The organism is Pedobacter humicola (genome assembly GCF_056490705.1).
Map to the genome: position 1 here is coordinate 68,034 of NZ_JBWJIG010000008.1, position 14,567 is coordinate 82,600.

The 14,567-nt window shown below is 41.9% G+C and carries 8 protein-coding genes; 2 read left to right on the top strand and 6 right to left on the bottom strand.

What is annotated here, in order from left to right:
- Positions 1 to 83 precede the first annotated feature (83 nt).
- From ppk1 to AC04Q1_RS14085, 4 genes are all read right to left on the bottom strand, one after another.
- Positions 84 to 2,114 carry a polyphosphate kinase 1 gene (ppk1, locus tag AC04Q1_RS14070; RefSeq protein WP_478365221.1) on the bottom strand — a complete coding sequence of 677 codons (2,031 nt, stop codon included), beginning with the start codon at positions 2,112 to 2,114 and terminating at the stop codon, positions 84 to 86.
- An 8-nt stretch (positions 2,115 to 2,122) separates the two neighbouring features.
- Complete coding sequence (locus tag AC04Q1_RS14075) at positions 2,123 to 3,340, bottom strand: Pycsar system effector family protein (protein ID WP_478365222.1); 1,218 nt, start codon at positions 3,338 to 3,340, stop codon at positions 2,123 to 2,125.
- Between the two features lie 284 nt (positions 3,341 to 3,624).
- Positions 3,625 to 4,746 (bottom strand): AAA family ATPase, encoded by a 1,122-nt coding sequence (locus AC04Q1_RS14080; RefSeq protein ID WP_478365223.1) that lies wholly within the window; start codon positions 4,744 to 4,746, stop codon positions 3,625 to 3,627.
- Positions 4,718 to 5,425: an RNA ligase family protein gene (locus AC04Q1_RS14085; RefSeq protein ID WP_478365224.1), complete on the bottom strand. Its 708-nt coding sequence runs from the start codon at positions 5,423 to 5,425 to the stop codon at positions 4,718 to 4,720. Before AC04Q1_RS14085 ends, AC04Q1_RS14080 begins: the two co-directional genes overlap by 29 nt.
- A 668-nt stretch (positions 5,426 to 6,093) precedes the next feature.
- On the opposite strand from AC04Q1_RS14085, the gene AC04Q1_RS14090 reads away from it, so the two are divergent.
- Both AC04Q1_RS14090 and AC04Q1_RS14095 read left to right on the top strand, forming a co-directional pair.
- The gene (locus AC04Q1_RS14090) at positions 6,094 to 7,398 is read left to right on the top strand and encodes a DUF3472 domain-containing protein (protein WP_478365225.1); all 1,305 of its coding nucleotides are present in this window, start codon (positions 6,094 to 6,096) and stop codon (positions 7,396 to 7,398) included.
- 57 nt (positions 7,399 to 7,455) lie between these two features.
- Entirely contained in the window at positions 7,456 to 8,853 is a 1,398-nt protein-coding gene (locus AC04Q1_RS14095; protein WP_478365226.1) for an endonuclease/exonuclease/phosphatase family protein, read from the top strand.
- Positions 8,854 to 8,987: 134 nt separating this feature from the next.
- Here AC04Q1_RS14095 and AC04Q1_RS14100 read toward each other — a convergent pair whose 3' ends face one another.
- On the bottom strand, positions 8,988 to 10,154 hold the full coding sequence (locus AC04Q1_RS14100; RefSeq protein WP_478365227.1) for an efflux RND transporter periplasmic adaptor subunit: 1,167 nt from the start codon (positions 10,152 to 10,154) through the stop codon (positions 8,988 to 8,990).
- A gap of 11 nt (positions 10,155 to 10,165) precedes the next feature.
- Positions 10,166 to 14,542 carry a CusA/CzcA family heavy metal efflux RND transporter gene (locus tag AC04Q1_RS14105; RefSeq protein WP_478365228.1) on the bottom strand — a complete coding sequence of 1,459 codons (4,377 nt, stop codon included), beginning with the start codon at positions 14,540 to 14,542 and terminating at the stop codon, positions 10,166 to 10,168.
- Positions 14,543 to 14,567 lie beyond the last annotated feature (25 nt).

The following is a 14,567-nucleotide window of genomic DNA, read 5'->3' on the forward strand; positions in this document are numbered from 1 at the left end:
ATAAATTTAGTTTCCATGGTCTGTGTCCATACAGACCATCAATAAGTAAAATCATGTGGTCCGTGGAGACACAGACAACGGTATTATTTATTTTTTAATAACGCATAAATATCATGTTGAGAAGAAACAAGAACCCCGCCACTTTTAACAGGGATATTGTTCATGTCATCATCTATACATACCGCCTGTACATTATCGCGTTTCTGAATTTCTATAATATCCATAATTTCCTGTTTAATCTGCTCATTATAAATCGGAAAGCAAACCTCTATCCTACGGTAGATATTTCGGTTCATCCAATCGGCCGAACCAAGGTAAACATCATTTTTACCTAAATTATGAAAGATAAAAACACGACCGTGCTCTAAATAACGGTCAACAATACGCGTTACCTTGATATTTTCGCTCATGCCTTTTACACCCGGTATTAAACGGCAAATGCTCCGTACGATCATGTCAATCTTTACCCCTGCCTGCGATGCCTCGTAAAGTTTATTGATCAAAACCTTTTCTTCCAGGTTGTTCATCTTAATGGTAATCCCCGATGGCTTGCCCTGTTTGGCATGTTCAATTTCTCTATCAATCAGGTTAAGAAAAACCTGCTGTAAATTGAACTGCGCTACCAATAACTGTTTGAATTGAATCAGATCGGCGCTACTTGGTTTAACCCTTTTGGCGAGGAAAATAAATAGCAGTTCAACCTCACGCAGCATTTCCTTATTGGCCGTCATCAAAATATGATCGGTATAAAAGGCAGCGGTACTTTCGTTAAAGTTCCCGGTGGCAAACAAACCCGAATAGCGCATCCGGTCTCCGCTTTGCCGTTTTACCAGCGCTACTTTGGCATGTACTTTTAAAGCTGTTACACTATAAATAATATCAACGCCCACCTCTTTCATTTTCTTCGCCCACTTAATGTTGTTGGCTTCATCGAAACGGGCTTTAAGCTCTACCAGCACGGTTACTTTTTTACCGTTTTTAGCTGCACTGATTAAAGCATTTACAATTTTCGAATCGCTGGCCACCCGGTACAGTGTTACATAGATTTCCCGAACATCTGCATCAATGGCTGCTTCGTTAAAAAAGCGGAGCACACTGTCGTAACTCTGATAAGGAGTATGTACAATAATATCGTTTTTGTAAATGGCTTCGGTTAAGGACCCATCAATCAGATCGGTATTGCAAAGCTTTGGCCAGTTCTGGTTCGAAAGTTTGGGCACATTTACGGGGAAACCCATCAAATCCTTCAGGTTATGGTATTGCCCGCCTTCCATCCTGTTGGCCTTTTTTAAATTAAAAAGCTTTTTAAGCAGTTCGAACACATTGGTAGGGATACCCGGTTGATGGAGAAAACGCGTGGCTAAACCTGCATCGCGTTTGAGTAATTGTTTCTCCAATTGTTCTGATAAACTGCCGGAGTATTCGTCTTTCAGGTCAATTTCGGCATCCCTGGTAATTTTGAAGCTATAACAGCCTGTAACCTCTCCTTCAGGAAATATGCGGTCTAAATGGAAACGCACAATATCATCCAGGAAAACAATAAAGGTTTCATCGCCTGCTTCTACCTTATAAAAACGGGGTAACTGATTGGAAGGGATATTTAAAATAATAACTTCAGCACCCGCTTCTTTTTTTAGGGTAACCAAAAAATACAGCTCGTTGTTCGAAGGAAAAAAACTGGTATTTTCATTAATGTATACCGGCTGCAAAAAAGCCATTACCTGACTTAAGAAATACCGGGTTGTACTTGTTTGGATTTCCTGTGGAAACGGCTGTCCATAAATTAAATTAATTTTATTTTTTTTGAGCTGAGGAATAATATCCGATTTCAGCACAACGCCATATCGTTGTTGTTGTTCAGAAATCAGTTGATTGGCGGTATTTAGTAAATTATCGTCAATCCTGATATCGTTATCTTCCTTGTTGCTCAGCTTTTCCAAAGCCAATAGCACAGGCATCCTCACCCGGTAAAACTCATCAAGATTGGAAGAAAATATCGATAAGAACTTAATACGTTCGAGCAATGGAACGGTATTCCGCTCGGCTTCCATTAAAATGCGCTCGTTAAATTTTAACCAGCTTAAATCTCTGTTGAAAAAAGATGTCTCAATCATTTTTTCCATTAAAGTTTACCGTAAGCTGCGTAAGCAATTACAAATGCCAATACGGCCGCGATCAGGCCAAACATGAAAATGTTATAAGCGAGGCGGATCAATTTATATTTCCTCCCCAATACCACGCCCTGCGAATAAACATCGGTAATCAAAGTGCCGTATAAAAAGTCTTTATCGTTCATAACCTTGATCATGCCATCGGTATAACTTGGCAAGCTCATTTTATAGAAATTACCGAAAAACAACAGGTTAACCTTTTTATTGTCCATATCTTCCTGTGTAAATTCTCCTTTCGGGATAGATGGACGGGTTGACAGAATAGAAACCACCACACAGGTTAAACTCACCATCAATAAAATAAAGGTGGGTATAATCAGGTTGCCATGATCTTCCAGGCGTCTTAACAACAAACTCACAATTAACGAAAGCATGATCGAATTTACCGTAATCAGGATATGTGCCTTATTATCAGCCATATCGCTAAGGCGCTGGTTATTGGCCGAAGTAATCCTGAACATGGTTTCGATCCCCTTGTCCGGGCGGTCGTCCTTATCTTTTTTCTTCTTTTTCTCTTGTATAATTACCGGGGCAAAGTTTTTAGGCTCTTCGAGTTCGGTGCTGATTTCTTCCTGGGAGGTTAATTTACTCTTCAGCTTTTCGACATTTTTCTGTTTTTGATCGCTGAGCAACAAATTTGCATAATCGGTATGGTAATGGTGCGATTCCATAAACTGGATATCTTTTTTGCGCCACTCCAGTTTGCTGATGTCTTTTTTATAGATCAGTTCATTTTCCTTGTGCATCAGTTTCCCTTTTGCACGGAAATCGGCAAGGCCCAGGTGGAACAGATCCGCATCGCAGATAATCTTGTCAATTTCATTTTTAGGATGCTGGGGAATCTTGGTGGCCAGTATCGCGCTTTTAACACTGTCCCGAACTTCCTGATTTACTTTATGTTTGGCCAAAAACTCATCTGCCAGGTCGGCACCTTTAGCTTCATGGTTTAATGCATCTTCAAAATAACCGGTGTCGTGAAAATATGCCGCTACGGTTACCGTGAAAAAATCCTGTTCGTTTAGCTGGTAATGGTTGGCGATCTGCTGGGCCGCATTTACAACTTCCTGTGTATGCTCCAGATTATGATAAACCAATCGCGGATCGTTATGGGTATGGAAGTAATCGCTAACGTGCTTTTGTACATCTTCCTGCAATTGTTTATAGTTCATGAGTATAGTGTGGTTGGGACAATGTGTTATTCTGAGGGAAATGCATCTTGTTAAAATCCTTTAAAGCTGAAAATTGTTTTGGTTTTTATGGTTATAAAATTACGCTATTTTTTTAAAAACAACGCTGCTCTGCCTTTAACAATAATAATGCCTTATTTTATTTTACATTGAGGATATTTTAGATAGTCAGAAGTCGGTTAACCGATTAAACAATTAACCGATTAACCAAAGTCTGGGGTCCAAAGTCGGTTAACCGATTAACCAACTAATGACCAATGCACTACTTACTTCACCCGGTAAAGCACTTCCTGTGCTTCCCATAAGCTAGGCACTTCGAGTTTATATACCAATTTATCTAAAACTGCGTTTGGCACAATGGCTTCGCGGTTTTTGTTTTGGCCATGCAGGTGCTGATAAGGAACTTCGATGTATTCGATCCTTACCTTTGCTTTGTACGCGTGAAACAGTTCAATTAACTGCATCCGCATCTGACTGGTGGTATTGGTTGCATTCCAAACAAATGATTGTTGTTTGCGCAAATATACCCTGGCCTGTTCTTTTGCCTCCTGTATCACCTGTCCGTTGCCTTTTTTATCTGTTGGTGATATTCCTCTTTTAGTACGGATCGTATCCAACGAAATAATGGGCCAATCTTTGAAAGTATATTTGATAAAAGTATCTTTTCCTGCACCTGGCAGACCACTCATCAACACCATTTCTGCAACCGGCTGCTCAAATGGAATGTAATCCGGATAAGCATCCTCATGTTGGATGTAATACATTTTTGCTTCTTCTGAAGCAAATTGACGGGGATTGCCCCAGCATTTATTTTCTTTGCAGAATTCTTCAAAACAATCAACCCGGTACAACATCTCTTCCTGATCGTTACATATACGCCCAAGCATATCTGCACGCGCCAATAAGGCAAGCCATTCCGTATTCACTTCCATACTGGCCTTTATTAAGGCTTTAAGCGGATCTGGTTTTTCGAACAGCCAAATCGGTAAACCATGGTACCTTACCAAGCCAACAATCTGCTCTCGGATTTCAAATGGTGTGTTACCACCCAAATAGAGCAGTTGGCGAACAAACTGGGCACCTTTACGGGCATGCCCGTTTGATGTAATGCTACCATCGGTTTCAAAAACGGTAGTGCTGTATTTCTCTACATCATGCAATAAAGCAGCTGCCCACAAAATTTCCTGATCTTGCAGGGCCAGTGCTTTAAATGTAGGCTCCCTTTGCAATGCTGCCAATACCATCCGGGTATGTATGGCTACATTCCCTTCGGCATGATAACGTGGATCTTGGGCAACATCATTCATTCTTTTTACCCAGCCGAAACGATCTTCGAGGGTATTCCATTCTTTATTTTCGCTAAAGGTCCACATGCTTACCTCCTTCATTTATTAATGGCGCACGTTTCCAGCTTCTGGTCCAATGCTCATCTGTTTTAACATGCCCTTTTCTTACGTATTTAAATACGTTCTGTGCAAAAGCATCTACGGCGTAACCATCGGCATTCCGGCTAACGATACCTTCCATAGTTGTTTTACTTTTGTCGTGTACATCAAAGGGTTCAAATGTACCCGGCCCTGCTACAAGCATTAACATCTCCTTTTCGAACTGTTTTTGATCAGCAGGTGCCGGCTGTATTTTGATCACAGGAACAGTTGGCAGATCTATCAATTTTGCATAAAACACTGTTTCTTCCCAGCTTAACCAGCGCTCATTTTCGCGGATGCCAAACACATGATAGTGATGTTCGAGTTTATGGTATGCGATTGAATGTATTGCGTACAGGTTCTCCAGAAAGAATTCGAGATTGCCCAGATCATTTTTCATCAGCTGCCAGAAACGTCTAAGATCTTCTGTCCATGGTGAGGTTGTTGGTGCTGCATGCGAACGGGCGAAAACGCCATATTTAGAGAGACAATTATTTTCTCCATCTAGTTTTTCGGTATGTATAAGTGTTGGGATCTGTTGTAGATTGTCCCAATAGTCGTGCCGTATCCTATCGTCGCTGGTTGTTCCCGGCGAAAATGGATAATGATAGGTACGACCATATTTTTGTGAAATAGCCATATTGTAATCAGTAAAAATAAAAGATAAACAGTAATTACTCCCTTCCCGGAGGGGAAAGGTCATTTAACATTAATGTGCAAATGAAATTACATGACTCAAGATTTAAATAGTTTTATAAAGGTGCAAATGTAGCAAAATGATTTAAACTTCTGAAATTGATATAGATAAGTTCAGATATGCGAATGCCTGAAACCAAATACATTTCTCCACACAAACGTTTGTGTTAACTCAAAAAATACATTAAAAAATGCCCCAAACAACTACTAACTAAGTAGTTTCAAAGGGCTTTTTATAAAAAGGAACATTTCTGCCAAAATATCTTCTACTTACAACTACAACACTTACCAATTCTGTGCTGCATCCATAATTCCGGGCAAAAAACAACGATTAACAGGCAAACGTTTGCGTTGACAAGATTGATTTTTTTCTGATTGTTAGTCAGTAACTTAAATCCAGCTTAACGTAAATATACCTGTTTTTATATCGCGTTAATATCGAAGTTTTGGATTGGGGCTAAGTATAGCAATAATACCTGCCTACTTGAGGCAGGTAATTTACCGTTGAAGAATGAGGCTAGGTTAAAGCAAAATTATTTCTTGTTATGACAAGGTGATCAGATCGTGCAAACAATTACTAACAACCCAAATATCAACTAAATCCCAAAAAAAATGAAAAAAACAACTTCATTACTGGTCAGTATTTTATTATTACTTGCCATTTCGTCTTGTAAAAAAACAGAAACTTTACAAGAAACAGAAGCCTCAAAAATTAAAAGCAGCATTGCAACTACCGAAAGCTTAGGCGGCACTTCACTAAATGTAGGTTTAGGCGGCAATGGCTATACCGCTGGTACCGGTGGATTAATTAACGACAGTGGTTTGCACAACTGGACATCAACAAGTACCATTACCAGTGTTTGGTTCCGTTTAGGCCTTACCGGCAGTTTAACTGTAGCTATAAAAGGCACCGTACCTTCGGGAAGCAGCAATATTAAAGTAACCATTAACGGTACTGTATTTAATAAGACGATTACGGGCACTAGCGCCACCACCACTACAATTGGCACCGTAAACATAGCCGCAGCAGGTTATGTTAGGGTAGACATACAGGGTGTTAGCAAAACGGGAAGTTACTTTGGCGATATTTCGGATCTGGTAATCAGCGGGCCAACTGTTGCATCTGGTGTACAATATGCCAATACTGTAGCCGATTATTACTGGTCGAGAAGAGGCCCTTCGTGCCACTTAGGCTATACTGTACCATCAGGCACAGAGTGGTTTTATAGTGAACTTACTGTGCCGAGCGGACAAGATAAAATTGGTTCTTACTTTATGGCAGATGGTTTTGACGGCGGTTATTTTGGCATGCAGGTTAATTCGGCTACCGAAAGAAGAGTGTTATTCTCTGTATGGGATCCATCAACAGGCTCCACTACCCTGGTTAGAAAAGGAACCGACATCACCAGCAATGGTTTCGGTGGCGAAGGTACCGGCGGACAATCATATTTATTATTTAACTGGGCAGCAGGCACCACGTACAAATTTTTGTTACAGGGCAAACCTGATGGTGCAGGTGGCTCTGATTATACAGCCTGGTTTTATGCACCAGAAAATGGCGCATGGAAAATTATCGCACAATGGAAACGCCCAAATACAACTGCTTATTTAACTGGCATGTATTCATTTGTAGAAAACTTCAATCCAGACCAGGGCTATCTGCAAAGAAGCTGCAATTATGGCAACCAATGGTACAAAACCAGTACAGGCAGCTGGACAGAAGTTACGGGTGCCCGGTTTACTTACGATGCTACCGCCTCGGCAGAACAGCGTATGGATTACCAGGGCGGCGTAACTGGCAACAGTTTCTATTTAAAAAATGGCGGTTTCTTTGCTACTTACACCACTTATGGCACCACTTTTACCCGAACAGCTACAGGTACTGCACCAAGTGTTAATTTAACCACATTACCCTAATTATATCCCAGGTGCCCAATTATGAGGTACCTGGGATATATCAACCCTATAAAAACTATGAAAAACAACTGCCTAACCATTTTCCTTATGGGTTTTCTTTTTATGAGCTGCAAGAAAGATCACCCCATAACTGCCACCAACAGTAGTACTTCATTTAAACCAAAAACCTTGAGTGTTACCGGCACATCAACCCCGATTAAGCTAAAAGTTTTACAATTAAACGTTTGGCAAGAAGGTACACTAGTAACAGAAGGCTTTAATGGCATTGTTGATGCAATTGTACAATCGGGGGCCGATGTTATTACCTTAAGTGAGGTACGCAATTACAACAATACAAATTTTAGTTCCAGGATTGTTACCGCATTGCAAGCAAAAGGGCTTACTTTTTACTCCTTTAAGGATGATAACGTGGGCATTGTATCTAAATACCCAATTGCTTCTTTTAAAGCATCTATATATGGAAATGCATTTGATAAAGCCATTATAAAACTTAATGTTAATACCCAGGTGGCGGTTTATTCGGCACATTTAGATTATCTAAATTATGCCTGTTACCTGCCAAGAGGTTATGATGGCAACAGCTTTAAAAAGATAAGTAAACCCATTACCGACGTAAATGCTGTTTTGGCTTCGAACCTGCAATCGAGCAGAGATGAGCAAATTACGGCTTTTATTAACGATGCCAAGCTGGAAAGAGATAGCGGAAGAATTGTAATATTGGGCGGAGATTTTAATGAACCTTCGCATTTAGACTGGGTTGATGCGCAAAAAAACCTGTTCGATCATCATGGCACCATTGTACCCTGGCAAAGCAGTGTAGCTTTATATGCCAAAGGATTTAAAGATTCGTACCGGGTTAAAAATCCAAATCCTGTGTTAGCTCCCGGCTTTACCTGGGCCGCTTTTAATACCAGTGCCAATTTATCATCGCTAGTTTGGGCACCAGATGCCGACGAAAGAGATCGGATTGATTATCTTTATTATGCAGATAACAGCAACAGGATTAGTGTTGATGAATCTATTGTATTTGGCCCTTCGGGTTCTATAGTACGTGGACAGGGTTACGAGGATGCTACTTATACTAACCCTTTTGTTATCCCTACAGGAACATGGCCTTCTGATCATAAAGGCCTGATCACCACCTTTTCGATTACAACAGTTCAACCCACTTTAACCATAAATAAAACTGCCTATTTAACTGGAGAAACCATTACGGTAAATTTTGCCAACGGTTCTACCGATCCGCAGGCTTGGGTAGGTATTTATCAAAATGGCAAAGTACCCGGCACCAGTAATTATGCCAGCACATGGAAATATACCAATGGTCTTGCAAGCGGAAGCACAACATTAACACTGCCTGCCAATAGTGCTGCGGGTACTTACTTTGTGGCATATTTTAAAGATAACGCTTATGTCGAAATTGCACCAAGAGTATCTTTTACTTATGGCAATTAGGAAACAAGGCCATTTCCTCAATCGGGAAATGGCCCTTTTCCGGTCAATAAACTAATTTCTTCCAGATAGATCCTGAAACAGGTTCAGGATGATGTATTGGGTTGGCAATTTGTTGTCGCTAATGAACCGATAAACTAATGTTCCTCTCCTTCCTCTTCTTCATTTTTCACCTTACTCAACAGATCATACGCACCTTTTATCACTACTTTTGGTTTTGTAACCGCTTCAGCAAATGAAACCTGTGTGTAGCCATTTTCGGCAACATCTGTTTTTACTTCCATCATGCGGTAGCGGTAAGCTAATTTTGAAGCAGACTGCTCGATGAACACATATTTCTTGCCCTCAAATTCTACAATGGCTGCATCAGGTAAAGCCTCTACTTTATTTGTTCCGCTTTCTACGTAAGCTTTCAGGTACATGCCGGGCAGCAGTTGCGTATCTTCTTTATCCAAATGGCAATGCACTTGCACCGTACGTTCCTTACTGATTTCCCTGCCAATTAAATGTACCGTAGCCATCCGCTCCTTTTCTTCATTTGCCAAAGTAAAACGCACCTTTTGCCCGATTTTAAGTTTGGGAACATCCTTCTCGAACACGGTAAGTTCTGCATGCAAATGCTCGGTATCGGCGATTTTAAAAAGCTCGTCTGTGGTACTGGCAAATGCGCCGATATTGGTATTTACCTGCGTTACATATCCCGCCATCGGCGCATAAAGATTAAAGGTTTTAAGGATCTGACCTTTTTCGAGCGCGGCAAAACTGATGTTGATCAGCGAGAGTTTAGAACGCTGCCCTAGCAAACGGGCGCTCACACTTTGATATTCGCTCCGCGCTTTCTGTAGTGCCTTTTTTGAATTTACGTTTTCTTTTGCCAGTTCTTCCTGACGGTCGAGCTCCTGTTTCAAAAACTGCAACTGACTCTTATAATCCAGATAATCCTGCTGCATCTGGATAAATTCGGGGTTTTGCATTACCGCCACCAGTGCGCCTTTTTTCACCCGCATTCCTTGCAGCATATCCGTGCTTTTTACAATCCCTTCAAGTGGTGTAGAAATGGAAACCAAACTCTGTGGAGGCAGATCGAGCATGCCGTTTACCTTGGTAGTTCCGCTTAATTCTTTGCGTTCAATTTCCCCGAGGGTAATTTCGGCAAGTTTATGCTGCTCTGGGGTTAAGGTAACGATATCACTATTTTCGTGAACGGCTTCTTTTTCAACCGCTTTTTCTTCTTTTGGACTACCACAGGCACTGAGGTAAACCACAGCAGTGATCAGGACTAAATATTGATATATTGATTTCATAAGTCTTCTTTTTAAAATGATTTGGTGTTTCCGATCAGAAATTCGATGTGGTTAATACTTTGGTTAACCTGTAGCAAAGCCATCAGGTGCCCTTCGTAAATGGTATTGGCCTGCTTCAGGTTAAGCAGATACTCGGAATAACCTATTTCCCCGTTCTGGTAGGCAATGCGGCTATTTTTTAAAATCAATACAGCATTATTAAGTGCTGAAGTCTGAAAATAACCATAACGTTCTTTGTTCTTCAGATATTCGCGAAGCACCTGTTGATACTGATCCGCTAACCTCCGCTCCTGAAGATCAAGTTCATTGGTGGCGATATCTTTGCTTATGGCAGCGGCTTTTGCCTTTGCTGAATAGGATTTATAAAACAAGGGAACAGCTAAACCCACCTGAAAACCCTGAAAGCGTTTATTTTGTCCAAAGAATACTTCATTGCCATTTACATTCTGAAAACCGGTAAGCGATTGGTTGAAATAACCCAAGGTGATATCAGGAAGTGCCCTGGCAAGTTCCACTTTACGTTGCTTATCGGCAATAATGATCTGCTGCCGAAAATACACCAATGCCGGATTTTCTTTTACAGAAGCGCTGTCGGTTAAGGGAATCATCGTATTTTCCGTCAGGTACTTTTCGGTAATACCTATAGCCTTGTTTCCCAATAGTGTGGAAAGCTGGCTGTTGTAAATATCGATATCCGCGCTGTTCTGATCCAGTTGACTCTGCACTTCTTTTAACTGGGTTTCGGCAGCAACTTTTTCTAAGAGATTGCCTTCGCCAGTTTTATATTTCAGCGAAGCTGATTTAAGAAAACCCTTATAAATACTATCCTGTTGCAACAATAATTTTTCTTTCGAATACAGGTATTGAAGATTGGTGTAAACAGTTTTTACCTGATAGACCAGTTCGTTTTTGGTAGAAGCCACCTGAAACTGGCTCGCCTTGATGCGTTCGTTGCCTAAAGCAGCGTTTGCCGAGAAAAGCGTAGGAAAAGGAATCGTTTGGGTAATAGTAAAGTTGTTGTCGTTTTTCACCAGACTATTGTATTGCCCATAGAGCATTGACACCTCAGTTTTGGGCATTTCAAAAGCGGTTTTCTTCAGCTGCTCCTGCAAACCCACACTTAAGGTGACGCCACTTATGGCCTTGTTGTTTTGCAATGCAGATGAGATGGCCTGATTTAATGTTAATCCAGTAGTTTGTGCCTTCAATGGTGGAACAGCAAAAACCGACAGGATTAAAATCAATACACTGGTTACTGATGCCGGATTAATTCTTTTCCTTCCCATCTTTTCCACCCAGATGTACAGTACCGGCAATACCAGAAGCGTAAGTAAAGTAGCAGAAAGCAGTCCCCCGATCACCACCGTAGCCAAAGGACGTTGAACTTCAGCGCCACTCCCGCCCGAGATCGCCATGGGTAAAAAGCCAAGTGAAGCTACCAATGCGGTCATAATCACGGGACGCAACCTTACCGAGGTTCCTGTTTTTATAATTTCTATAATATCTTTCATTCCTTCTCTTTTTAAGCGGTTAAACTCGCTGATCAATACAATTCCATTTAGTACGGCTACGCCAAAGAGCGCAATAAACCCAATGCCTGCTGAGATGCTGAATGGCATTCCCCTGGCCCATAAAGCCAATACCCCGCCAATGGCTGACAATGGAATAGCCGTAAAAATTAACAGTGCATGTTTGATGGATGAAAAGGTGAGATAGAGTAAAAGTAAAATGAGCAATAATGCCAGTGGGACCGCAATGCTAAGTCTTTTATTTGCTGCCTGGAGGTTCTCGAAAGTGCCGCCAAAGGTTGGATAGTAACCCGGTGCGAACCTGACTTCGCGATCTATTTTTTGTTGAATTTCTTTTACAATACTTTCTACATCCCTACCGCGCACGTTAAAACCAACCGTGATCCGCCGTTTGGCGTCATCACGCTGAATCTGGTTCGGACCTTCCTTGTACTGAATATCGGCCAGCTGTTCTAATGGAATCTGGTTGCCATTCGGTGCGGTTACAAAAAGGTTTTTTACATCTTCCAGCGATTGCCTGTTTTCTTTTTCCAGGCGTACCACCATGTCGAAACGTTTTTCGCCTTCAAATACCGAACCTGCTACTTCACCGGCAAAGCCCGAACGGATAGCCGTATTGACATCTTCGATATTAAGGCCAAACTGTGCAATCTTATCCCGATGGAACTTGATGATCACCTGTGGCAATCCGGAGGCCTGTTCTACATAAATATCCTGCGCCCCTGCTATTTTACTGGCAATTGCACCAATTTTTGATGCATAATTACCCAATTTGGCAAAATCTTCTCCATACACTTTAATTACCACATCCTGCCTCGCCCCGGTCATCAGTTCATTAAAACGCATCTGGATAGGTTGCTGGAAACCAAAGGTTACTCCCGGAATATACAACTCTAACTTCTGCTGCATTTTTGCCGCGAGTTCATCTCTTGATGAAGCACTCGTCCAATCACTTTTATCTTTCAGGATGATCATCAGATCGCAGGCTTCAACAGGCATGGGATCTGTTGGAATTTCACTGGAACCGATCTTCCCGATGACTTCTTTTACCTCCGGAAAATTGGCTTTTAACACTTTTGCTGCACGTGTAGAAGCCTCGATGGTTTGTGATAAGCTGCTCCCGGTTAATACCCGTGTTTCTACCGCAAAATCGCCTTCTTCCAGGGTGGGGATAAACTCTGCCCCTAAATAACTGAAGATAAGCAGACAAAGGGCAAATAATGTCAATGCAATGCCCACAACCGCCAACCTGGCCCGCAGCGCAAAGTTGAGCATTGGTGTATACACCTTTTGAAAAAAAGACATGATCCTGTCGGAGATATTTCTTTTGGTACTGATCGTTTTGTTCAAAAACAAAGCGCTCATCATCGGCACATAGGTTAACGATAAGATAAAAGCACCAAGAATGGCAAAAGCCACTGTTTGCGCCATTGGCCTGAACATTTTCCCTTCTATCCCCACAAGGGCAAGGATGGGCAGGTAAACAATCAGGATAATAATTTCGCCAAAAGCAGCACTGTTGCGGATTTTAGAAGCCGATTCGAAAATCTCTGCATCCATTTCCTGCTGGTTTAAGCGGTTTTTGTTCTTACGGATACCTAAGTGGTGGAGCGATGCCTCTACTATAATCACAGCGCCGTCTACAATCAGTCCGAAATCGATGGCACCAAGGCTCATCAGGTTGCCGCTCACCCCAAAGAGGTTCATTAAACATACCGCAAATAACATGGCCAGCGGGATTACCGAAGCCACAATCAGTCCGGCACGGAAATTACCCAATAGTAAAACCAGTACAAAGATTACAATCAGTGCACCTTCAGCCAGATTTTTGGCCACAGTACCGATGGCGCTGTTTACCAGCTTGGTCCTATCCAAAAAAGGTTCAATCACAACACCTTCCGGCAGGTTTTTGGCGATCTGCTCCATCCGCGTTTTAACATTGGCAATCACCTTTGATGAATTGGCGCCTTTGAGCATCATCACCACAGCACCTACCACTTCGCCCTGATCGTTCCTCGTCATGGCACCATAACGGGTTGCCGCACCGATCCGAACCTCAGCCACATTGCGGATCAATACCGGAATGCTATTGTTATTCGTCCGCACTACGATATTTTCAATATCTTCGATGCTATTAATCAAACCTTCACTCCTGATGAAATAGGCATTGGGTTTCTTATCAATATAGGCACCTCCGGTATTTTGGTTGTTTTTTTCGAGTGCTGTAAATATATCACTGATGGATATATCCATACTCCTGAGTTTATCGGGGTTGAGCGCGATCTCATATTGCTTAAGATAGCCTCCGAAACTGCTTACATCGGCGATGCCCTCTACCCCTAAAAGCTGACGGCGTACAATCCAATCCTGGATAGAGCGCAGCTCAGTCGCATCGTATTTCTTTTCATAGCCTTTTTTGGGGTGGATTACATATTGGTAAATTTCACCCAAACCAGTGGTTAAAGGTGCAATTTCTGGCGTTCCAATCCCTTTCGGAATGGCCCGTTCTACATCGGCAAGCCGTTCGCTTACCTGCTGGCGTGCCCAGTATATTTCTACGTTTTCTTTAAAAACCACAGTAACCACCGAGAGGCCAAAGCGGCTAAAGGAACGGATTTCTTCGATACCGGGGATGGTGGCCATAGTTTGTTCTACCGGGTAGGTTACAAACCTTTCAATATCTTCGGCACCATTGCTGGGCGAATTGGTAATGATCTGTACCTGGTTATTGGTAATATCGGGAAGGGCATCAATTGGCAGTTGTCTTAAGGAGTAAATCCCCCAGGCAATCAACGCCAGTATCATAATCCCCACCAGCAGTTTCTGCCTGATGGAGAACTGTATTATTTTGTTCAACATGGTTGGTATAATCAAAAATTAAGAA

Coding starts and splice junctions, on each gene's coding strand:
- ppk1 (WP_478365221.1), bottom strand. CDS start 2,114: ATGATTGAGACATCTTTTTTCAACAGAGATTTAAGCTGGTTAAAATTT.
- AC04Q1_RS14075 (WP_478365222.1), bottom strand. CDS start 3,340: ATGAACTATAAACAATTGCAGGAAGATGTACAAAAGCACGTTAGCGAT.
- AC04Q1_RS14080 (WP_478365223.1), bottom strand. CDS start 4,746: ATGAAGGAGGTAAGCATGTGGACCTTTAGCGAAAATAAAGAATGGAAT.
- AC04Q1_RS14085 (WP_478365224.1), bottom strand. CDS start 5,425: ATGGCTATTTCACAAAAATATGGTCGTACCTATCATTATCCATTTTCG.
- AC04Q1_RS14090 (WP_478365225.1), top strand. CDS start 6,094: ATGAAAAAAACAACTTCATTACTGGTCAGTATTTTATTATTACTTGCC.
- AC04Q1_RS14095 (WP_478365226.1), top strand. CDS start 7,456: ATGAAAAACAACTGCCTAACCATTTTCCTTATGGGTTTTCTTTTTATG.
- AC04Q1_RS14100 (WP_478365227.1), bottom strand. CDS start 10,154: ATGAAATCAATATATCAATATTTAGTCCTGATCACTGCTGTGGTTTAC.
- AC04Q1_RS14105 (WP_478365228.1), bottom strand. CDS start 14,542: ATGTTGAACAAAATAATACAGTTCTCCATCAGGCAGAAACTGCTGGTG.